The following is a 20099-nucleotide window of genomic DNA, read 5'->3' on the forward strand; positions in this document are numbered from 1 at the left end:
AACACCATGGCAACTATTAAAGTAACTCAAACTAAAAGCTCAATTGGTCGTCTGCCAAAGCACAAAGCTACTTTGCGCGGTCTAGGTCTTCGTAAAATCAACCACACAGTAGAACTTGAAGATACTCCGTGTATTCGCGGTATGATCAACAAGGTTTACTACATGGTTAAAGTTGAGGAGTAATCAGAATGCGTTTGAATACTCTAGCACCGGCTGCTGGCGCGAAAACTTCTGCGAAGCGAGTAGGTCGTGGTATCGGTTCAGGCCTAGGTAAAACTGGTGGCCGTGGTCACAAAGGTCAAAAATCACGTTCTGGCGGCAGTGTTCGTCCAGGTTTCGAAGGCGGTCAGATGCCTCTGAAACAACGTCTACCAAAATTCGGTTTCACTTCTCGTAAGAGCCTAGTGTCTGCTGAAGTTCGTCTAGCTGAGCTAGCGAAAGTTTCTGGTGACGTAGTTGATCTAAACAGTCTTAAAGCTGCTAACATCATCACTAAGAACATCGAATTTGTAAAAGTTGTTCTTTCTGGTGAAATCAACAAAGCAGTGACTGTTAAAGGTCTACGTGTGACTAAAGGCGCTAAAGCTGCAATCGAAGCTGCAGGCGGTAAAATCGAGGAATAATCTCGAGGAACGAGGTACAGATGGCTAAGAAACCAGGACAAGATTTTCGTAGTGCTCAGAGCGGCTTAAGTGAACTAAAGTCGCGCTTGTTATTCGTAATTGGTGCACTTTTAGTATTCCGAGCCGGCTCTTTTGTGCCGATTCCTGGTATTGACGCTGCTGTACTTGCCGATTTGTTCGAACAGCAAAAAGGTACCATCGTTGAAATGTTTAACATGTTCTCCGGTGGTGCTCTTGAGCGTGCATCTATATTAGCATTGGGCATCATGCCGTATATTTCGGCATCTATTGTTGTCCAATTGCTAACTGTAGTTCATCCAGCGTTAGCTGAACTCAAAAAAGAGGGTGAAGCAGGCCGTCGTAAGATAAGCCAATACACACGCTACGGCACGCTTGTACTTGCAACCTTCCAAGCTATAGGTATTGCAACTGGCCTACCAAACATGGTCGACAATCTGGTTGTTATCAACCAAACCATGTTTACGCTAATTGCTACCGTAAGTTTAGTAACCGGTACCATGTTCTTGATGTGGTTAGGTGAACAAATTACAGAGCGCGGAATTGGTAACGGTATTTCGATACTGATTTTTGCAGGTATTGTTGCTGGATTGCCTTCTGCAATCGGTCAAACAATCGAGCAAGCGCGTCAAGGTGAATTGCATGTACTTCTTCTGTTGCTAATCGCGGTATTAGCTTTTGCAGTAATTTACTTCGTTGTTTTCATGGAACGTGGTCAACGCCGAATCGTCGTTAACTATGCGAAACGTCAACAAGGTCGTAAAGTGTTTGCTGCGCAAAGCTCGCACTTGCCTCTTAAAATTAACATGGCAGGTGTAATTCCAGCGATTTTTGCATCAAGTATTATCTTGTTCCCAGGAACATTGGCTCAGTGGTTTGGTCAAAACGGTGAGAGCAGCGCGTTCGGTTGGTTAACTGACGTGTCTTTGGCTCTTAGCCCAGGTCAACCGTTGTATGTAATGCTTTATGCAGCAGCAATTATCTTCTTCTGTTTCTTCTACACGGCGTTGGTTTTCAACCCGCGTGAAACAGCAGATAACTTGAAGAAGTCTGGTGCATTCGTACCCGGTATCCGCCCAGGTGAGCAGACAGCGAAATACATTGATAAAGTAATGACACGTTTAACCCTTGCTGGTGCACTGTACATTACCTTTATCTGTCTGATTCCCGAGTTCATGATGGTCGCGTGGAACGTACGTTTCTACTTCGGCGGTACATCGCTACTAATCGTAGTTGTTGTAATTATGGACTTTATGGCACAGGTACAGACTCATCTGATGTCTCAACAGTATGATTCTGTGTTGAAGAAAGCGAATCTGAAAGGCTACGGCCGTTAATCCGGCGGTAGACTCAGTTTCATTTACGGAGTTTAGCAATGAAAGTTCGTGCTTCCGTTAAAAAAATCTGCCGTAACTGTAAAGTAATCAAGCGTAACGGTGTCGTTCGCGTGATTTGCAGTGAGCCAAAGCACAAACAGCGCCAAGGCTAATTAGCAGAAATTTTTACTTGAAAATGAAGGTTGGGTCGAGTATATTCCTCGGCCTACCTTTTGCGTGCAAAAGAAGTAGTATTCCGCAGCGTATCCATAACGGGCTTTGCTGCGGCTAATTCTTTTATAGAAACACTTAGGAGTGAATAATGGCCCGTATAGCAGGCATTAACATTCCTGATCAGAAACATGCAGTAATCGCTCTAACAGCGATCTACGGCATCGGTAAAACTCGCTCTCAAGCTATCCTAGCTGAAGTGGGTATTGCTGAAAATGTTAAGATCAGTGAACTAACTGAAGAGCAGATCGATCAACTGCGTGATGGTGTAGCTAAGTACACTGTAGAAGGTGATCTACGTCGTGAAGTATCTATGAACATCAAGCGTCTTATGGACCTTGGCTGTTACCGTGGTCTTCGTCATCGTCGCAGTCTACCACTACGTGGACAGCGTACTAAAACCAACGCTCGCACCCGTAAGGGTCCGCGTAAGCCGATCAAGAAATAATCGGGAAGGTAGAGTACAATGGCTAAACAACCAACTCGCGCTCGTAAGCGCGTACGCAAGCAAGTTGCAGATGGCGTTGCGCACATCCATGCTTCTTTCAATAACACAATCGTAACCATTACTGACCGTCAAGGTAACGCTCTTGCATGGGCTACTGCAGGTGGTTCTGGTTTCCGTGGTTCTCGTAAGTCTACTCCGTTCGCTGCACAGGTTGCTGCTGAGCGTTGTGCTGAAATGGCTAAAGAATACGGCCTAAAGAACTTGGAAGTTATGGTTAAGGGTCCTGGTCCAGGTCGCGAATCTACTGTTCGTGCACTAAACGCCGCTGGTTTCCGCATCACAAACATCGTTGATGCTACACCAATCCCTCATAACGGTTGTCGTCCACCTAAGAAACGTCGCGTATAACGTTTCTAGGACAATTGGAGAAGAATCATGGCAAGATATTTGGGTCCTAAGCTGAAGCTTAGCCGTCGTGAAGGCACTGACTTATTCCTTAAGTCTGGTGTTCGCGCGATCGATACCAAGTGTAAAATTGATAACGCACCAGGTGTACACGGCGCTCGTCGCGGTCGTCTATCTGAGTATGGCGTTCAGCTTCGTGAGAAGCAAAAAGTACGTCGTATGTACGGCGTTCTAGAAAAACAATTCCGTAACTACTACAAAGAAGCTGCTCGCCTAAAAGGCAACACTGGTGAAAACCTACTTCAGCTTCTTGAAGGTCGTCTTGATAACGTAGTTTACCGCATGGGCTTTGGCGCAACTCGCGCAGAAGCACGTCAGCTAGTTAGCCACAAAGCTATCCTAGTAAACGGTAAAGTTGTAAACGTTCCTTCTTTCAAAGTAGCGGCTAATGACGTTGTTTCTATTCGCGAGAAAGCTAAACAGCAAGCTCGTATCAAAGCAGCTCTAGAAGTTGCTGAACAACGTGAAAAACCAACTTGGATTGAAGTAGATGGTGGCAAGATGGAAGGTACATTCAAGCGTATGCCTGAGCGTTCTGATCTATCAGCTGACATCAACGAACAATTGATCGTCGAGCTTTACTCTAAGTAAGGTTTAAACTAAAGAGAGGACACAATGCAGGGTTCTGTAACAGAATTTCTTAAGCCACGTCTAGTTGACATCGAACAAATCAGCTCGACTCACGCAAAAGTAACTCTTGAGCCATTAGAGCGTGGCTTTGGTCATACTCTGGGTAATGCACTTCGCCGCATCCTTCTATCTTCTATGCCAGGTTGTGCTGTAACAGAAGTAGAAATTGAAGGCGTACTTCATGAGTACAGCACGAAAGAAGGCGTTCAAGAAGATATTCTTGAAATTCTTCTAAACCTTAAAGGTTTGGCTGTGCGCGTTGCCGAAGGCAAAGATGAAGTGTTCATTACTTTGAACAAATCAGGCTCGGGCCCTGTGGTTGCAGGTGACATCACCCATGATGGTGATGTAGAGATCGCTAACCCTGAACACGTAATTTGTCACCTGACGGATGACAACGCTGAGATCGCAATGCGTATCAAAGTTGAACGTGGTCGTGGTTATGTTCCAGCTTCTGCGCGTATCCATAACGAAGAAGACGAGCGTCCTATCGGTCGCCTACTAGTAGATGCTACTTACAGCCCAGTAGACAAAATTGCCTACGCTGTAGAAGCAGCTCGTGTAGAACAGCGTACTGATCTAGACAAGCTTGTTATCGATATGGAAACAAACGGTACTCTAGAACCTGAGGAAGCAATCCGTCGTGCAGCTACAATCCTAGCTGAACAATTGGATGCATTCGTAGATCTTCGTGATGTACGAGTTCCTGAGGAGAAGGAAGAGAAGCCAGAATTCGATCCGATCCTACTGCGTCCTGTAGACGATCTTGAACTAACAGTTCGCTCTGCTAACTGTCTGAAAGCAGAAGCGATTCACTACATCGGTGATCTAGTACAACGTACCGAGGTTGAGCTACTTAAAACGCCTAACCTTGGTAAAAAGTCTCTTACTGAGATTAAAGACGTACTTGCGTCACGTGGTCTGTCTCTGGGCATGCGCCTAGAAAACTGGCCACCTGCATCAATCGCTGAAGATTAATCGATACTAGTTAGAAGGATTAGGTCATGCGCCATCGTAAGAGTGGTCGTCAACTCAACCGCAACAGCTCACATCGCAAAGCGATGTTCAGCAACATGGCTAGCTCTCTAGTACGTCATGAAGTTATCAAGACTACTTTGCCAAAAGCAAAAGAGCTACGTCGCGTAGTTGAGCCTTTGATTACACTAGCTAAGACTGACAGTGTTGCTAACCGTCGTCTAGCATTTGCACGTACTCGTGACAACGAAGTAGTTGCAAAACTATTTAACGAACTAGGTCCACGTTTTGCTGCTCGTCAGGGCGGTTACACTCGTATCCTAAAAGCTGGCTTCCGTGCTGGTGATAAAGCTCCAATGGCTTACATTGAGCTTGTAGATCGCCCAGCTGCTGAAGAAGCTGCTGAGTAATCAGTTCGTAAGAACGAGAAAGCCGAGCATTAGCTCGGCTTTTTTGTATCTGTAATTCAGTAAACCTTTATATCCAGCCTGCATTTATTTCAACCCATGCAGACTGGCAATTTAAAAAGTGATTATCACTTACGCTTATTTACTAGTATTCCACAATCCGCCCAACGAACTTAGAAGCCCTTCGCTAGCGCCTTGCTTGTTCAAGTAATCCAAGATGACTGGAGCAAACTGACTGATCATAGATGGGTCTAAACCTAACGTATCGAATGCACTTTTGACTGCACTGATATTCTCAATATTTCCTAGTAAGCTTTGTGCTCCTTGCAAGTTTGAAAGTCCAGGAATCAAAGACTGTAATTCACTACTATTTTCTTGCGAAAGCTGGCTTTGAGCCAAAGCGAGTAGCGCACCACTGCCTCCGGCTGCTTGCTCAGTGGATACTGGTAATTGGCTAGTTAGCATGTCTGTTAATGGAGATGACTCGGTGTTCAAGCTGCTGCCGACCATGTCCATCAGGCCACTTTCTTTACTTTTTTGAGTGACTGAATCTAAGAATGCGTGCGCACTACCAATGTTGATTGATAGGAGTGCTAGAGTTAGGAGTGTTTTACGCATAGTACCTCCAAAGGTTGAGCGTTTTTTAAAAGTGATTTTATTTTTAAAGGCTATCAGAGTGAAAGGTTCAGAGGTGAGAAAGTCTATTCAGTTTAGACAAAAAAACGGCGCTAGTGCGCCGTTTTATTTAATCATAATTGAAAATGGTTTCAATTAGATAATATCTAATAGTTCTACTTCGAAAACTAAAGCTGCAAATGGAGGGATAGCCGCACCAGCGCCACGCTCACCGTACGCAAGATCTTGTGGTACGTATAGCTTCCACTTAGAGCCAACAGGCATTAGTTGTAGTGCCTCTACCCAACCTTTGATTACACCTGTAACAGGGAATTCAGCAGGTTGACCGCGAGATACAGAGCTATCGAATACAGTACCGTCAGTTAGCTCACCGTGGTAGTGAACGCGAACTGAGCTTTCTGCTGTAGGAACTGCACCAGTACCTTCAGAAATGATTTCGTACTGAAGACCAGAGTCTAGAACGTTAACTTCAGGTCGTAGAGCGTTGTCTTTTAGGAACGCTTCGCCTTCTGCTGCCGCAATTTTTGCTGCTTCTTGGCGAGCTGTTTCTGCACGAGTGTGAAGTTCTTGTAGTGCTTTGTTGATTTCATCAATTTCGATTGATGGCATGTCACCAGTTAGTGCTGTTGCAATACCTGCTGCGATAGCATCAACGCTAAGACCTTCAAGACCAGAGCCTGCAAGTTGCTGACCCATTTGCAGACCAATGCCGTAGCTTGCTTTTTGTTCTGCAGTTTCAAATTTAATTTCAGACATGAATGTCGCTCTTATTAGGAGTGATAAAGGTAACAGGATATCAGTTTCGAGCTTAGGTTTAAATGATTGCGACTGAATGCTTAATTGAGGCGACCAGGTTGTGACTTATCTCTTACTCCAAGTGAAATTTCTGCTAATTTAATCCCAATTCCATTTTAGTTTGGTGAAAAACATATACTCTCCGCGTCGGTATTTTTATACTGGCCGTAGAAGTATTAAGGGACTCATTACAATGAATCGTCGCAGAAAGAAAAAGCAGCAAGTCGACTATGTCGAATTGGTTAAACAAAAATTCGCTGCTATCGACTGGAAGCAGCCGTTCAACAAAGAGCAATGGTTGGAGTGTATACAGCCTGTTAAGCAGTTTTGGTTGCGTCTGCCTAAATTTCATCAGCGTGCTTTGATGGTCTTAGTGCCATTGATTCTGGTACTCCTTGTTATTCCTTTGCCAAATAAAACAGATCAACCAGTTGAGCAGACTGAGGTCGATCATCAACGCGTAGCGATTGAGCTGAACGCGCAGAGTTTAAGCCAGCAGAGAACCTCTCAGAACTCTGGACCGAAATCTGAAGATTGGAAAGAGTACACGGTTAAAAATGGTGATACATTAGCGCAGGTTTTCAGAAGTAATCAGCTCTCTATGGCGGATCTTAGCGCTCTGGTCAAAATAGAAGGCAGTGATAAGCCGCTAAGCCAAATAAAGCAGGGACAGTTGATTCGCTTTAAGCTTAGTGACGAAGGTGAGTTAGATATGCTACAGCTGGAAAAAAGCGGGCGGTCCGTTATGTTTTTCCGTTTATCGGATGGGACCTTTGGACGTAACAAGTAAACGCTTCAAATGAAAAGACGCGAAGATATCGCGTCTTTTTAGTCAGTTTTTCATAGCGATTAGTTTTCATAGTAACCAATCGAGTTGAAGCTTATAGCGCTACGGATTCTTTCCGCATATCCACATGAGGGATACCATCTTCAAGATAGCACTCTGAGATAACCTTGAATCCATGACTAGCATAAAACTGGATGAGGTGTTCTTGAGCACCTATATCTATTGTCTGTCCTGGCCATAATGTTTCGCATTGTGCCAAGGCCTTGTCCAATAACTTATGACCTAAGCCACCGCCTCGCGCGGTCTGCTTTGTCACCACTCGACCAATACTCACATTGTCATACGTCGTGCCTGCGGGCAGTAATCTTGCGCAAGCAACCAGTTCATCACCGTGATAGCCTATTAGATGATAAACGCCTTCCAGCGTGTCCTTACCATCAAGTTCAGGGTAAGGGCAGGTTTGTTCAACAACGAATACATCCACACGCAATTTCATCATTTCATACAGCTGCGTGGTTGTTAGCTGAGCAAAGGGCAAAGTAATCCAAGTGAGCATGTTGTTATCCGTAATGAGAATAGAGTGACTGACTTTACTTTGTTTTGAGCTCATACTCATTAACAAAGGTTAATTAGCACTGGTTTTCCCACCAAATCTGGTGATAATGTGCCCTCTTTCCATCTCACCTGAGGATATCCCCGTGAGCAAACAAACATTCGATCAAGTTGGGCTTAACCCAGCGTTACTCGCCACACTTGATTCCCTGAACTATACCCACATGACGCCAATTCAAGCTTTGAGCTTGCCTGCAATCCTAAAACATCGTGATGTCATCGGGCAGGGTAAAACGGGCTCAGGTAAAACCGCTGCATTTGGTTTAGGGGTTTTATCGAACCTCAACGTCAAACGCTTTCGTGTCCAGTCATTAGTATTGTGTCCAACACGTGAGCTTGCAGATCAAGTAGCGAAGGAAATTCGTACTTTAGGTCGCGGCATTCATAATATTAAAGTGCTTACTCTCTGCGGTGGGATGCCTATGGGGCCACAAATTGGTTCGTTAGAGCATGGTGCGCATATCCTAGTTGGTACTCCTGGTCGTATTTTGGATCACCTTGAAAAAGGCCGAATTGATCTTAGCGAACTGAATACCTTGGTGCTAGATGAAGCTGATCGCATGTTGGACATGGGTTTCCAAGACGCATTAGATGCAATCATCGATGCAGCGCCAAAGCAGCGTCAAACTCTACTTTTCAGTGCTACTTTTCCAGAAAAAATTGAGCAAATTTCGCAGCGTATAATGCAGACACCGGAAGTGATTAAGGTGGAATCGACGCATGATACCTCAAGCATTGCGCAGTACTTCTATAAAGTTGAAGGCTCGGAAGCACGTGATGAAGCGTTGGCGAATTTGCTGCTGACTCACCAACCAGAGTCCGCGGTGGTTTTTTGTAATACCAAAAAAGAAGTGCAAAGTGTCGCAGATGAGTTGCATCACAAAGGATTCAGCGTTATCGATATCCATGGGGACTTAGAGCAGCGTGAACGCGACCAAGCATTGGTGCAGTTTGCTAACAAGAGTGTGTCTATCCTTGTTGCAACAGACGTTGCAGCGCGTGGTTTGGACGTTGATAATCTTGATGCAGTCTTTAACTTTGAGCTATCGCGCGATCCTGAGGTTCATGTGCACCGTATTGGTCGTACAGGTCGTGCGGGTAGTAAAGGTTTAGCGTTCAGCTTTTTTGGTGAGAAAGACGGTTTACGTGTAGCTCGTATTGAAGAATACCTAGAGATGGACGTGGTACCAGCAACATTGCCTGCCAAATCAAATCAGCAGCCATACCAAGCGAAAATGGTGACGATTAACATTGATGGCGGTAAGAAACAGAAAGTACGACCGGGTGATATTTTAGGTTGTTTGACAGGAAAAAATGGTATTCCAGGCTCTCAAGTCGGAAAGATCCACCTATTCCCTGTGCGCGCTTATGTTGCCGTCGAAAAGTCTGTGGCTAAAAAGGCTCTACAAACCATTAGTAACGGCAAGATGAAAGGGCGCCAGTTCCGGGCGCGAATTCTTAAATAGCTCAAATAGCATAGAAAAAGCTCTTCGTTTGAAGAGCTTTTTTCTTTTTTGAGTTTATTTGAGAGTGTGATCTTTGGTTAAGCGTGCTTTGATTCGACTCAAACTGATTGGCGTAATGCCTAGGTAGGCCGCAATTTGACTATCGGTAATACGTTGCTTTAAATCTGGGTAATGAGCGCAAAATAATTGATATCGTTCCTCTGGAGAGTAGAGCAACATAAAGCGTTCTTTATTCTCTTTATTAACCAGTTGGTTTTCGAGTAGCTTTAAGTAAATGGCGTGCTTTTCTGCTCGCCAGTGATGCAACGTTTCAATTGGCAAGCAAAATAGCTGACAAGCGCTCAGCGTTTCCAATAAGTAAGGCGAAGGTTGGTCCTTTATTATGCTCTCAAACCCGATAACCCAGTCCTTCTCCCAATAAAATTCTTTACTGAATTCTTTGCCGTGCTCAGTGAGATAGCTTGCGTGGCATAACCCCTCAATGATGAAGTAAAGGTGTGAGCTCAACTCCCCTTGGTGATTAAGAATGTGGCGTGTAGGCAGTTCGAGCAACTCACCATTTGCAATAAGTTGGTTTGCTTCTGTCTCTAAAAAGCCATGATTGACTAAGTCTGAAAAAAGATCGCTGTGCATGTGATAACTCGGAAACGGTTTTCTTTATTTTAACGGGTTTTATTGATAACAAAAAAGCGGCTCATGAGAGCCGCTTAGTGTTGCTGTCAAATCAACCTTATTTATTCAGATCGATTTGATAAATTGCGAAACCAATGTCGTCTGTTGACACGCGTTTCATTGGGTATTGTCCTTTCTCTTTGATGAACTGCGCCGCTTTATCGCTAGGGGAGGTTTCGAAACGAATATCTAGCTTGTTATCGGACTTAATCGGTGCGAAAGACCAGTTGTTGTCAGCGCTTGGTGTCACTTCTCCTTTTTCTTCACTCACGCGAGAAATATAAGTGGCGACGACAGAGCGGTTTTCATCTGGTGCGTCAAACGCAATGAAATCTGGGCCTGTACCAGGGAAAGTATTGCTATAAGCACGGTAGTTATTGGTTGCGATGATGAAATCTTGCTTCGGATTGACAGGCTTACCATTGAACGTCAGGTTCACAATACGCTGAGAATCTGGATTAATCACTTTACAATCCGCATCGTACTTCGGCGGTTGGGTAACGTCGATTTGGTAGTTAACCCCATCAATAACATCGAAGTTGTAAGTACGGAAATTATCCCAATCAATCAAAGATTGCGGTTTAGGATTGTTGATGTCGATGTGGTTGAATTGACCCGCACTGCACTCTAGCCATTCGCGAACTTCTTTACCTTTCACTTTCATCGCAACCAAGGTGTTTGGGTATAAGTAAAGATCGGCCGCATTACGGAAGGTGAGCTGACCGGACTCTACTTCTGTAAAGTTATTCGGATCGTTCTTACGACCGCCGACTTTAAATGGTGCTGCCGCACTCAGTACTGGAATGTCAGAAAGGTCTGGGTCGCCTTGAATAAAGCGTTCTACGTAGTCTTTCTGAGCAAGGTTAACGATTTGAATGGTGGGGTCGTCCTGCACTAATGCCAGGAAGCTGTACATGGCATCATTTGCTTTGCCGATTGGTTGATTTACAAATTCACGAGTGCCTTTGTGATCTTCTTCTAACGCTTTCACAATATCTTCATCGGCTTTAGCTAATGACTTCTTATTTACTTTATCGAAGATAGGGCGTGCTTCTGCTTGGCCTTCGACGACTTGCCATCTGCCGTCTTTCTCTTTCAGCATCAAATCCATCACACCTACGTGACTTCCCCAGCGGCCCGGCATCACGGACGTTACACCATTGATGGTCCCTTTATCTATATCAACACCAGGTAGGTTTGCGAAGTCTTTCCCTGGGAAGACGGCGTGAGAGTGGCCAAAAGCAATCGCATCAATACCTTCAACTTCTGTGAGGTAGTAAACAGAGTTTTCAGCGCCTAGCTTGTATGGATCAGTAGAAATGCCCGAGTGTGGAATCGCCACAATCACGTCTGCGCCTTCTTTCTTCATTTGAGGAATCAGTTTCTCTGCTGTTTCCTTAATGTCTTTAGCAAAGACTTTGCCTTCTAAGTTCTTCTTATCCCACACCATAATTTGTGGAGGTACAAAGCCGATGTAACCCACTTTTATTTGATGCGCTTCGCCGTTTGTGTCTTTACAAGTGTGAGTTTTAATGAGGTAAGGTTTGAAGTAATGCTCACCGGTTTGTCTATCAAATACGTTTGCATTGATGTAAGGGAAGTTTGCACCCTTCAACGTCGTTTGTAGGAAATCTAAGCCATAGTTGAACTCATGATTGCCAATGTTGCCCACATCGTAGTCTAGCTGGTTCATCGCTTTGTAGACTGGGTGCACGTCGCCGGGATTAATCCCCTTTGCCGCCATGTAATCGCCCATTGGGCTGCCCTGAATTAAATCACCGTTATCTACTAGCACCGTGTTTTCTGTCTCGGACTTAGCTTGTTTCACTATTGTCGCTGCGCGACTTAAACCGATTTGCTGTGATGGTTGGTCTTTGTAGTAATCGTAATCCATCACGTTGGTGTGAATGTCGGTGGTTTCGATAATACGAAGCTTGATGGTATCGGCCATTGCTGGGCCAGCAAGCGTTAGCATGCCACTTAATACTGCGAGGGAAATAGGATGAACTGCCACTTTCATTTGGTGCTCCAATTCAATGATAAGGGGAAATCGTACTGCGTAATGTATCAAACACAGATGCAACTCGATGATAAAGATACAGAAAACTGTGAACATTAATCAGTTTACTGAACCTTATTCATATTAACCGCCGACTTTTTCACGCTTTTGAATGAGACCAAACAAAAACTTCTTAGCAGATTTTTGAATAAAAAATGAAATTTTAGAATTTCAGGTAATATAAACGCCCCGCCATAATGCTTGCATAACGATATCAATGGACGATGAGCAAGCACATGGCAACGAACGATTCAGTCACTTCTTTTCCTAAACCAAAGCCCCGGTTAGTTTCTGACAACCCAATAGCTGGTGTTACTCGTTTTGCAAAGCAATCGCTACAGCCTGGTGAAGTCGCCTTAGTAGGTGCAGGACCTGGCGATCCTGAACTTCTGACGGTGAAAGCACTGAACTGCTTGCAGCAAGCTGACGTGGTTTTGTACGACTATTTGGTGTCTGAAGAAATCATGGCATTGATTCCAAGCGATACGATTTTGGTGTGCGTTGGGAAGAGAGCTGGGCATCACAGTGTGCCGCAGGAGAAGACGAATCAGCTTTTGGTGGATTTTGCCAAGCAGGGCTACAAAGTAGTGCGCATTAAAGGTGGTGATCCGTTTGTATTCGGTCGTGGTGGTGAAGAGTTAGAAGTGCTTGCTGATGCCGGCGTTCGTTTTCAAGTTGTCCCTGGCATTACCGCAGCAGCTGGCGCAACCGCTTATGCTGGTATTCCACTGACTCATCGTGATTATGCGCAATCGGCCATCTTTGTGACTGGCCACTTGAAAGAAGAAAGTGATGAGATGGATTGGTCCACGTTGGCGCGTGGGAATCAGACTTTAGTGATCTACATGGGGCTGATGAAATCACACTATATTCAGAATCAACTCATTAAGCATGGTCGTTCAGCGTCGACTCCGATTGCCATTATTGAGCGTGGCACGCAGATTCAACAAAAAGTATTTACGGGAGAACTCTCCCAACTCTCTGATTTATCGAAGGAAGCACAATCGCCATCTTTGATTGTTGTCGGAGAGGTAGTGCGACTGTCTCAAAAGTTAGACTGGTTTTTGTCTAGTACTGAATTCAACAAAAGTGCTATTGCCAACTCCATATAATTTCAGACCAAAGATTAGAGACGTAATGCGCCTTCAAGCTTAAAAAGGAAATACAAAACATGGACCAACAACGTTTAACTCACCTTAAACAACTCGAAGCGGAGAGTATCCATATTATCCGTGAAGTTGCGGCTGAGTTTGATAACCCAGTCATGATGTATTCGATTGGTAAAGATTCATCAGTGATGCTGCACCTTGCGCGTAAAGCTTTTTACCCAGGTAAGATTCCATTTCCATTGCTGCATGTTGACACCGATTGGAAGTTCCGCGAGATGATTGAATTTCGTGATCGCACCGCGGCCAAATACGGTTTTGAGCTTTTGGTACATAAGAATCCAGAAGGTCTAGCCATGGGCTGTAGTCCGTTTGTTCATGGTTCTTCTAAGCACACTGACATCATGAAGACTCAAGGCTTAAAACAAGCGCTGAACAAGTACGGTTTTGATGCGGCCTTTGGTGGTGCGCGCCGCGACGAAGAGAAATCACGGGCGAAAGAGCGCGTGTATTCATTCCGCGATAAGAACCATACATGGGACCCTAAAAACCAACGTCCTGAGCTATGGAAGACGTACAACGGTCAGGTCAATAAGGGGGAGAGCATTCGTGTATTCCCGCTGTCTAACTGGACTGAGCTTGATATCTGGCAATACATCTATTTAGAAAACATCGAGATCGTGCCGCTTTACCTCGCGGACAAACGCCCAGTTGTTGAACGCGATGGCATGCTGATCATGGTTGATGATGATCGTATGGAGCTTCAACCGGGTGAAGTGATTGAAGAGAAGAGTGTGCGCTTCCGTACCCTTGGTTGTTATCCATTGACTGGGGCCATCGAGTCTGAAGCAAACACTTTAACTGGCATTATCGAAGAGATGCTGGTGGCAACGTCGAGTGAGCGCCAAGGCCGAGCGATCGACCACGATCAGTCAGGATCGATGGAGCTTAAGAAACGTCAAGGTTACTTCTAAAGGATCTAAGGAAAGATAATGAACAGTGCAGTTGAAGCTCAATTAGCCGAGCTTGGTATCGAAGGCTATTTAACACAACACCAGTACAAGTCGTTACTTAGATTCTTGACTTGTGGCTCGGTGGATGACGGTAAAAGTACATTAATCGGTCGCTTACTCCATGACTCAAAACAAATTTATGAAGATCAGCTAGCGGCAGTGCACTCAGACAGCCAACGTGTGGGCACCACGGGTGAAAAGCCCGACCTTGCGTTGTTGGTCGATGGCTTACAAGCTGAGCGCGAGCAGGGGATCACGATTGATGTGGCTTACCGCTATTTCTCGACGCAGAAACGTAAATTCATCATTGCAGATACTCCTGGACACGAGCAGTACACACGTAACATGGCTACAGGCGCATCGACATGTGACTTAGCTGTGATTCTGGTTGATGCACGTAAGGGCATTCTCGATCAAACTCGTCGTCACTCTTTCATTTCCAACCTGTTGGGTTTGAAGCACTTTGTTGTGGCGATCAACAAGATGGACTTAGTGGATTACTCGCAAGAGCGCTTTGAAGAGATCCGCGACGAGTATCTGAAGTTCTCTGAGAATCTGACAGGGGATATTGATATTCAAATCATCCCGATCTCAGCGCTTGAAGGAGACAATGTGGTGGATAAAGGCCAAAACCTGACTTGGTTTAAAGGCCCATCATTGCTTGAGCTTCTTGAAACGGTCGATGTGGATCAAGAAAAAGGCGCGGGTGAATTCCGCTTCCCTGTGCAATACGTTAATCGTCCTAACCTCGATTTCCGTGGTTTTGCGGGGACCATTTCTTCTGGTTCGATCAAAGTCGGTGATGCCATTAAAGCATTGCCATCAGGTAAAACGTCAACTGTGGCTCGTATTGTGACCTTTGATGGTGATATCGAAGAAGCTCGTGCCGGATTAGCTGTCACTCTGACGCTAAGCGATGAGATCGATATTAGCCGTGGCGACTTAATTGTTCTAGATAATGCTCAAGTGGAAACCACAAACCATTTGCTTGCCGATGTGGTGTGGATGACAGAGCAACCCCTGCAACCGGGTCGTGACTATGACATCAAAATCGCAGGTAAGAAAACCGTAGGTCATGTTGAAGCGATTCGTCATCAATATGACATTAATAATCTCTCGACTCATAGCTCGGCAGAGCTGCCATTGAATGGTATTGGTTTGTGTGAATGGTCTCTTAATGAGTCAGTCGCGCTGGACAATTATCAAGACTGTGCAGATACCGGTGGCTTTATCATTATCGATCGTCTGACAAACGTGACGGTTGGTGCTGGCATGGTTAAAGAGAGCCTCGCCGTGGTTGAGCGCGATTTGACGGACATCTCTGCGTTTGAAGTTGAGCTTAATGCGCTTGTCCGTAAACACTTCCCACACTGGGAAGCAAAAGACGTCAGCCAGCTTCTGAAAAAGTAACTGGCTTACCCAAGTACGATAATTTCAGGCTCTGTCTGCTGTTGTACTTGGGACGTCGCTACCTAACTGAATTGCGAAATGTCGTTAGGTATTCTCCTAATACCAGAATGCTTCGGTGGAGCCCAAGAAAACCGAGCATTCTGATGTTCTTTTCGCTTGCGCTGATTTTTGTCTGTTTACTCATTTGTCGGTGTTTCATGGATAAATGAGTCGTTGTTGTGCCCTTTGGGGCTATTTGGTAAGGAAAGGCTATGTGGGAACAAGGGTTTGTGTTAGCGATTTTGCTTGGCATTATCACTTGCTTGCTTGTCACGAAAATTAAGCCTAGTTACGTCTTTGCGGGTGCTGCTTTTATTGCATTCATGGCTGGGATGATGGATTCAGCCACTATCGCATCCAATTTTACCAACTCTTCATTGTTAACCCTGGTTTTATTGATTCTTGCATCCTGTGCTCTAGAAAAAACACTGCTGATCAGTTGGGTGAGCCGAAGTATCTCTGAGGGCCAGTTAGGCAGCGTGATTGCTAAGCTCGGTGTGTCGACCGCCTTGCTTTCTTCATTTACGAATAATACCGCTGTGGTTGTCTCATTGATTGGGGCGATTAAGCGTAATCAGCAGCATGCACCTTCGAAATTACTTATTCCCTTGTCTTACGCCGCCATTTTTGGTGGCACGTTAACTTTGATTGGTACGTCGACTAACTTAATCATCAACAGCTTTGTCGAAGACGCAGGCTTACCGAGCCTGAGCTTTTTTACACCTACGATGATAGGTTTGGCTGTGCTGGTGGGAGGGATGTTGATTCTTATCCCGCTCAGCTACTTGCTACCGAATTATGATGATCAAAACCAAGAAGATTTACCTTACTTTCTTGAGTCTCGCGTTGAGCCAGGCTCACCGCTAGTTGGGCGTACGATCAGCGAGAATAATTTACGTGCGCTGCGCAAACTGTTTCTTGCAGAAGTGGTGCGCGATGGTGTTACTGTTTCTTCTGTGGGACCGGATTTTGTGCTCAATGCAAAAGACCGCCTGTTATTTTGTGGCGATGTTGAGAGCGTCGCGACCCTGCAAGAAATTCCGGGCCTCAAGTTGTTTGGTCAGCAGCACTTAAATGGGCAAAACTTTATCGAAGTTGTGGTGAGCTCGTCGGCGACGTTTTGCTACAAAACCCTCAAAGAGAGCCGATTCCGCGACCGATTCGATGCCGTTGTTGTGGCGATTCGCCGAGGCCACGAACGCCTAGAAGGTGGCTTGGGTAGCATTACCTTAGCGCCAGGGGACACGTTAGTTCTGGTTCCAGGCAAGCGTTTTGAGTCTGAACGCCGAGCTCATCGTAAAGAGTTTGTTTTAGTGCATGACTTGGACTCTAGCGCTCGGCTTGATACGAATAAGTCTTCCATTGTATTACTGGGCTTTGCAGCCGTAATTGGATGCGCTCTATTAGAGTTAGTGCCGATTATTAAAGGTCTAGCTGCGTACCTTATCGCGCTTATTGCGTTTGGTATTGTGCAGATTTCAGAACTGCGCCGCCGTTTTCCGATCGATATCGTCGTGATTGTCGGTTCCGCTTTGTCTATTGCTCAACTGATGATCTCTTCTGGATTGTCAGAACGAATGGGAGTGATGTTTATTGAAGCGTTTAATGGCTGGGGAGTATTTGGTGCCTTGGTTGCGACTTATATCATGACATTGGTACTCACTGAATTGGTGACAAACAATGCCGCGGCTGCGCTTTCTTTTCCTATCGGCTATAGCATGGCGGTGGGTTATGGCGTGGATCCGATGCCATTCATCATGGCGGTTTTGTTCGGCGCGAGTGCGAGCTTTATCTCTCCCTACGGTTACCAAACTAACCTGCTGGTGTACAGCGTAGGAAATTACAAATTGACCGACTACGTGAGAATTGGAGTGCCAATTTCGATTGTGTACTCTGTATTAGTACTTACTTTGATCCCGGTCTTTTTCCCGTTTTAATTCCGATATTTACAAGGATACGTTATGACTGCCGAAACGACGGTAAAAGATGAAAACATTGTTTGGCACCAGCATTCGGTTGATAAACAGTTTCGTGCTGAATTAAAGAAGCAGAAACCTGCCGTATTGTGGTTCACTGGTTTATCTGGAGCGGGTAAATCAACCGTAGCTGGGGCGTTGGAAAATCGCCTTGCAGCATTGGGTTACCACACCTATTTATTGGATGGTGACAATGTACGACATGGTTTGTGTAGCGATTTAGGTTTTTCTGAACAGGACCGTCGCGAGAACATTCGTCGCATTGGTGAACTGGCGAAGCTGATGGCAGATGCGGGTTTAATTGTTCTGTCGGCGTTTATTTCACCGCATCGTGCAGAGCGGAAGTTAGTGCGCGATTTATTGCCAGAAGGCGAGTTTATCGAAGTGTATGTCAATGCATCTCTAGAGGTTTGCGAAGGTCGAGATCCTAAGGGTTTATACCGTAAAGCCCGTGCGGGAGAGATTCCTAATTTCACTGGTATTGATTCGGAATATCAAGCGCCAGAGAACCCTGAAATCGATTTGCCCGCGGGAGAAAAGAGTGTCGATGAGCTGGTGGATTTGTGCTTAATCGATCTTAAACAACGCGGTGTGATCCGATAAAAAAGCATTTAGATCATAGGTGACCTAAAGCTCTTTGAGCAGCTGGAGAAGTATTTGGCTCATAGGTAGTCAAATGCTTCTCAAGCTGGCTAGACGGTATGATGAACCGTACTTTTAGCTTCACTATGGACACTAAATCTATGATTTAACAGTGCAAGCATTTGGTCGTAGTATTCGGCATGTGGTTTGTTACCGAGCAAGGTACAGAGCTCATTGCCTGTGGGTGTGAACCGATAATATAAAAGGCGGACACCTTTACTGTTTACGTTCAGTGACAAGTTTTTACCTTGGTAGGTGAGGACCAACGGTGTCTCGATACTAATTTCGCCAGATTCAAGTTCGGCACTGTGCAGCAGCCCTAATTCAATTAAGAGCAACAAGCTTGAATACGGCAGTTGAAAACTTCCCATATTTAGGCTGTTAGCGACGTCTCGCTTGCCGAAGCTAAATATACCTCCTTGCGCTTTGTAACCAATCAGCAGTTTTCTACTGTGATCCCCTCCAAAACTACACGCTAAAGAGGCGGCTCTTTGCAGAGTTTGTGCTTCCTTTGGTGACATATCCTTGAGGGTTTTCAACGCTTTCATGGACGTTGAACCCGGATTGGTCACTTCACGCTTCATCACTTGAGCCCATAGCTTTTGCATCGCGCTGTTATGGATGTCTTGAGCCATCTCAAAAAATCGATGCAACCAATCTTGGTCTGGCTCTCCCGCTGTCTCATCTCGGCATGAACTGTGCGCTAATTTTAAAATCTGTTCTAAGTTTTTTTGTCGCTGTTTTTGGCGTCTTTGCTCTCGCAATTGGGCTCTTTCAAACGCAGATTTGGCTGGCGGTTCGGTTTGCAGTAAGGCGTCAAGACCGTGTATTTGGGCAATGGTTTTTACCTTACTAGCACTGTCTTTTATGTAGCCTTGTTTCTTTTCTTGTTGCGTATTTTTTTTTGTGTCTGACTGATGTTCGATGACAACAGGTTGCTTTGTCGGGTCTGCCATTCGTTTTCCTACCAAGAACTGCGCGGTTCGCACGTTTAAATTTACACCTTATCTGACCAAGCGACCAGACAGGAGTTCTCAGTTTTTGAACGAATAGGGCTATTCAAAATGATAATGAGTTGTTAAAATTGTTATCGTTATTTTGGAGGGGCTATGAAGTTCTCAGAAGCAGGTAAACTCAAAAAGCACCTGTCGATAGCGTTTCTTTTGGTTATTTATGTGGGCGTATTAGCGTATTTATCTCGTTATATCGTGTAGCACAAAGCTAAAAAAGGCGCCAGTGTGACGCCTTAGGTGTAGCGAGGCTTATCGACGACTTAAATTACATATCGTCGTAGGCTTCTATTTCTGATCCCTCAATAACGTAAGCCGTTTCTGCTAGTTCGTGGTTTATCGTCTCGGTTTTCAACGTTCCAACCACATATATAACATCCCACAACTCTTGAACAGGCGCGCCTTTCGGAAACTTCACGTAAATGATCTGGTTTGGAGGCGGTGGTGGCACGTGAATACAAGCTCCAAAGTATGGCACTAATAAAAACTCGGTGACGGTATCGGCATCACCTTCAAGTGGGATAACAAACCCTGGAATTTTAACTTGGCTTCCGTTCAGTTCTGGTCGAACATTACCAATCTTGGACTGCTGGGCTGCGCCACCACTGTGATCAGATGCGGGCATGCCTATACTGTCGAACAATTTACGCTCTTTTTCTGGAACAAGGTCAATCCAGTCAAGCTTTAATGGTTCTTCGCTGGCCATAACAGGCGCTGTGAATGCGACGACCAGCAAGCAACTTGCGAGTATTTTTTTCCACAT

Annotated in this window: 23 protein-coding genes; 16 read left to right on the forward strand and 7 right to left on the reverse strand. The window is 45.1% G+C overall.

The genetic code is table 11. From position 1 onward, the window contains the following. Positions 1–6 precede the first annotated feature (6 nt). From rpmD to rplQ, 9 genes are all read left to right on the forward strand, one after another. Positions 7–183 carry a 50S ribosomal protein L30 gene (gene rpmD / locus R7F64_RS07575; RefSeq protein ID WP_005379565.1) on the forward strand — a complete coding sequence of 59 codons (177 nt, stop codon included), beginning with the start codon at positions 7–9 and terminating at the stop codon, positions 181–183. 5 nt (positions 184–188) lie between these two features. Further along, positions 189–623, forward strand: a complete 435-nt coding sequence (gene rplO / locus R7F64_RS07580) for a 50S ribosomal protein L15 (RefSeq protein ID WP_005383155.1) — start codon at positions 189–191, stop codon at positions 621–623. Positions 624–643: 20 nt separating this feature from the next. Continuing rightward, complete coding sequence (secY, locus tag R7F64_RS07585) at positions 644–1978, forward strand: preprotein translocase subunit SecY (protein WP_005379562.1); 1335 nt, start codon at positions 644–646, stop codon at positions 1976–1978. Positions 1979–2016: 38 nt separating this feature from the next. After that, the gene (gene rpmJ / locus R7F64_RS07590; protein ID WP_000868186.1) at positions 2017–2130 is read left to right on the forward strand and encodes a 50S ribosomal protein L36; all 114 of its coding nucleotides are present in this window, start codon (positions 2017–2019) and stop codon (positions 2128–2130) included. A 149-nt stretch (positions 2131–2279) separates the two neighbouring features. Next, positions 2280–2636 carry a 30S ribosomal protein S13 gene (gene rpsM / locus R7F64_RS07595; protein ID WP_005383154.1) on the forward strand — a complete coding sequence of 119 codons (357 nt, stop codon included), beginning with the start codon at positions 2280–2282 and terminating at the stop codon, positions 2634–2636. Between the two features lie 18 nt (positions 2637–2654). Then, positions 2655–3044 (forward strand): 30S ribosomal protein S11, encoded by a 390-nt coding sequence (gene rpsK / locus R7F64_RS07600; RefSeq protein ID WP_001118870.1) that lies wholly within the window; start codon positions 2655–2657, stop codon positions 3042–3044. 27 nt (positions 3045–3071) lie between these two features. Further along, a complete protein-coding gene (rpsD, locus tag R7F64_RS07605; RefSeq protein ID WP_005383146.1) occupies positions 3072–3692 on the forward strand; it encodes a 30S ribosomal protein S4 in 621 nt (206 codons plus the stop codon). A 24-nt stretch (positions 3693–3716) separates the two neighbouring features. Then, positions 3717–4709, forward strand: coding sequence for a DNA-directed RNA polymerase subunit alpha (locus R7F64_RS07610; RefSeq protein WP_005383143.1), 993 nt, complete (start codon positions 3717–3719; stop codon positions 4707–4709). A 26-nt stretch (positions 4710–4735) separates the two neighbouring features. Further along, positions 4736–5116, forward strand: coding sequence for a 50S ribosomal protein L17 (rplQ, locus tag R7F64_RS07615; protein ID WP_005383141.1), 381 nt, complete (start codon positions 4736–4738; stop codon positions 5114–5116). 135 nt (positions 5117–5251) lie between these two features. On the opposite strand, the gene R7F64_RS07620 is transcribed toward rplQ, so the two are convergent. Both R7F64_RS07620 and R7F64_RS07625 read right to left on the reverse strand, forming a co-directional pair. Continuing rightward, a complete protein-coding gene (locus R7F64_RS07620) occupies positions 5252–5731 on the reverse strand; it encodes a DUF2780 domain-containing protein (RefSeq protein WP_017820297.1) in 480 nt (159 codons plus the stop codon). A 153-nt stretch (positions 5732–5884) separates the two neighbouring features. Further along, the gene (locus R7F64_RS07625; RefSeq protein WP_005383137.1) at positions 5885–6505 is read right to left on the reverse strand and encodes an FKBP-type peptidyl-prolyl cis-trans isomerase; all 621 of its coding nucleotides are present in this window, start codon (positions 6503–6505) and stop codon (positions 5885–5887) included. A 232-nt stretch (positions 6506–6737) separates the two neighbouring features. Between R7F64_RS07625 and R7F64_RS07630 the strand changes: the two genes are divergently transcribed. Further along, positions 6738–7334: a LysM-like peptidoglycan-binding domain-containing protein gene (locus R7F64_RS07630; protein WP_136976959.1), complete on the forward strand. Its 597-nt coding sequence runs from the start codon at positions 6738–6740 to the stop codon at positions 7332–7334. Between the two features lie 91 nt (positions 7335–7425). Here the strand turns inward: R7F64_RS07630 and R7F64_RS07635 are convergent, their stop codons facing one another. Then, the gene (locus R7F64_RS07635) at positions 7426–7887 is read right to left on the reverse strand and encodes a GNAT family N-acetyltransferase (RefSeq protein WP_017820295.1); all 462 of its coding nucleotides are present in this window, start codon (positions 7885–7887) and stop codon (positions 7426–7428) included. A 142-nt stretch (positions 7888–8029) separates the two neighbouring features. Here R7F64_RS07635 and dbpA point away from each other — a divergent pair, with 142 nt between their 5' ends. Further along, complete coding sequence (gene dbpA / locus R7F64_RS07640) at positions 8030–9409, forward strand: ATP-dependent RNA helicase DbpA (protein WP_318071576.1); 1380 nt, start codon at positions 8030–8032, stop codon at positions 9407–9409. A gap of 54 nt (positions 9410–9463) precedes the next feature. On the opposite strand, the gene R7F64_RS07645 is transcribed toward dbpA, so the two are convergent. Together R7F64_RS07645 and cpdB are read right to left on the reverse strand one after the other, a co-directional pair. Next, on the reverse strand, positions 9464–10042 hold the full coding sequence (locus R7F64_RS07645; RefSeq protein WP_136976961.1) for a Crp/Fnr family transcriptional regulator: 579 nt from the start codon (positions 10040–10042) through the stop codon (positions 9464–9466). A gap of 97 nt (positions 10043–10139) precedes the next feature. Next, complete coding sequence (cpdB, locus tag R7F64_RS07650) at positions 10140–12101, reverse strand: 2',3'-cyclic-nucleotide 2'-phosphodiesterase (RefSeq protein ID WP_318071577.1); 1962 nt, start codon at positions 12099–12101, stop codon at positions 10140–10142. Between the two features lie 275 nt (positions 12102–12376). Here cpdB and cobA point away from each other — a divergent pair, with 275 nt between their 5' ends. The 5 genes from cobA to cysC all read left to right on the forward strand — a co-directional run bounded on the left by cobA (position 12377) and on the right by cysC (position 18287). After that, positions 12377–13252, forward strand: coding sequence for a uroporphyrinogen-III C-methyltransferase (gene cobA / locus R7F64_RS07655; protein ID WP_318071578.1), 876 nt, complete (start codon positions 12377–12379; stop codon positions 13250–13252). Between the two features lie 59 nt (positions 13253–13311). Beyond that, positions 13312–14220, forward strand: a complete 909-nt coding sequence (gene cysD / locus R7F64_RS07660; protein WP_005379592.1) for a sulfate adenylyltransferase subunit CysD — start codon at positions 13312–13314, stop codon at positions 14218–14220. Between the two features lie 18 nt (positions 14221–14238). Next, complete coding sequence (gene cysN / locus R7F64_RS07665) at positions 14239–15669, forward strand: sulfate adenylyltransferase subunit CysN (protein ID WP_005379594.1); 1431 nt, start codon at positions 14239–14241, stop codon at positions 15667–15669. 251 nt (positions 15670–15920) lie between these two features. Then, entirely contained in the window at positions 15921–17645 is a 1725-nt protein-coding gene (locus R7F64_RS07670) for an SLC13 family permease (RefSeq protein ID WP_005379596.1), read from the forward strand. A 24-nt stretch (positions 17646–17669) separates the two neighbouring features. After that, positions 17670–18287 (forward strand): adenylyl-sulfate kinase, encoded by a 618-nt coding sequence (gene cysC, locus R7F64_RS07675; protein WP_005379598.1) that lies wholly within the window; start codon positions 17670–17672, stop codon positions 18285–18287. Positions 18288–18376: 89 nt separating this feature from the next. Here cysC and R7F64_RS07680 read toward each other — a convergent pair whose 3' ends face one another. Together R7F64_RS07680 and R7F64_RS07685 are read right to left on the reverse strand one after the other, a co-directional pair. Beyond that, a complete protein-coding gene (locus R7F64_RS07680; RefSeq protein ID WP_169628327.1) occupies positions 18377–19282 on the reverse strand; it encodes a TIGR03899 family protein in 906 nt (301 codons plus the stop codon). A gap of 322 nt (positions 19283–19604) precedes the next feature. Next, the gene (locus R7F64_RS07685) at positions 19605–20099 is read right to left on the reverse strand and encodes a DUF3299 domain-containing protein (protein WP_005379600.1); all 495 of its coding nucleotides are present in this window, start codon (positions 20097–20099) and stop codon (positions 19605–19607) included.

It is taken from the genome of Vibrio sp. Vb1980, from assembly GCF_033338615.1.
GTDB classification, from domain to species: Bacteria; Pseudomonadota; Gammaproteobacteria; order Enterobacterales; family Vibrionaceae; genus Vibrio; species Vibrio alginolyticus.

Bases quoted from the DNA above. Each gene is read 5' to 3' on its own strand.
- rpmD (WP_005379565.1), top strand. From the start codon at position 7: ATGGCAACTATTAAAGTAACTCAAACTAAAAGCTCAATTGGTCGTCTG.
- rplO (WP_005383155.1), top strand. From the start codon at position 189: ATGCGTTTGAATACTCTAGCACCGGCTGCTGGCGCGAAAACTTCTGCG.
- secY (WP_005379562.1), top strand. From the start codon at position 644: ATGGCTAAGAAACCAGGACAAGATTTTCGTAGTGCTCAGAGCGGCTTA.
- rpmJ (WP_000868186.1), top strand. From the start codon at position 2,017: ATGAAAGTTCGTGCTTCCGTTAAAAAAATCTGCCGTAACTGTAAAGTA.
- rpsM (WP_005383154.1), top strand. From the start codon at position 2,280: ATGGCCCGTATAGCAGGCATTAACATTCCTGATCAGAAACATGCAGTA.
- rpsK (WP_001118870.1), top strand. From the start codon at position 2,655: ATGGCTAAACAACCAACTCGCGCTCGTAAGCGCGTACGCAAGCAAGTT.
- rpsD (WP_005383146.1), top strand. From the start codon at position 3,072: ATGGCAAGATATTTGGGTCCTAAGCTGAAGCTTAGCCGTCGTGAAGGC.
- R7F64_RS07610 (WP_005383143.1), top strand. From the start codon at position 3,717: ATGCAGGGTTCTGTAACAGAATTTCTTAAGCCACGTCTAGTTGACATC.
- rplQ (WP_005383141.1), top strand. From the start codon at position 4,736: ATGCGCCATCGTAAGAGTGGTCGTCAACTCAACCGCAACAGCTCACAT.
- R7F64_RS07620 (WP_017820297.1), bottom strand. From the start codon at position 5,731: ATGCGTAAAACACTCCTAACTCTAGCACTCCTATCAATCAACATTGGT.
- R7F64_RS07625 (WP_005383137.1), bottom strand. From the start codon at position 6,505: ATGTCTGAAATTAAATTTGAAACTGCAGAACAAAAAGCAAGCTACGGC.
- R7F64_RS07630 (WP_136976959.1), top strand. From the start codon at position 6,738: ATGAATCGTCGCAGAAAGAAAAAGCAGCAAGTCGACTATGTCGAATTG.
- R7F64_RS07635 (WP_017820295.1), bottom strand. From the start codon at position 7,887: ATGCTCACTTGGATTACTTTGCCCTTTGCTCAGCTAACAACCACGCAG.
- R7F64_RS07645 (WP_136976961.1), bottom strand. From the start codon at position 10,042: ATGCACAGCGATCTTTTTTCAGACTTAGTCAATCATGGCTTTTTAGAG.
- cpdB (WP_318071577.1), bottom strand. From the start codon at position 12,101: ATGAAAGTGGCAGTTCATCCTATTTCCCTCGCAGTATTAAGTGGCATG.
- cobA (WP_318071578.1), top strand. From the start codon at position 12,377: ATGGCAACGAACGATTCAGTCACTTCTTTTCCTAAACCAAAGCCCCGG.
- cysD (WP_005379592.1), top strand. From the start codon at position 13,312: ATGGACCAACAACGTTTAACTCACCTTAAACAACTCGAAGCGGAGAGT.
- cysN (WP_005379594.1), top strand. From the start codon at position 14,239: ATGAACAGTGCAGTTGAAGCTCAATTAGCCGAGCTTGGTATCGAAGGC.
- R7F64_RS07670 (WP_005379596.1), top strand. From the start codon at position 15,921: ATGTGGGAACAAGGGTTTGTGTTAGCGATTTTGCTTGGCATTATCACT.
- cysC (WP_005379598.1), top strand. From the start codon at position 17,670: ATGACTGCCGAAACGACGGTAAAAGATGAAAACATTGTTTGGCACCAG.
- R7F64_RS07680 (WP_169628327.1), bottom strand. From the start codon at position 19,282: ATGGCAGACCCGACAAAGCAACCTGTTGTCATCGAACATCAGTCAGAC.
- R7F64_RS07685 (WP_005379600.1), bottom strand. From the start codon at position 20,099: ATGTGGAAAAAAATACTCGCAAGTTGCTTGCTGGTCGTCGCATTCACA.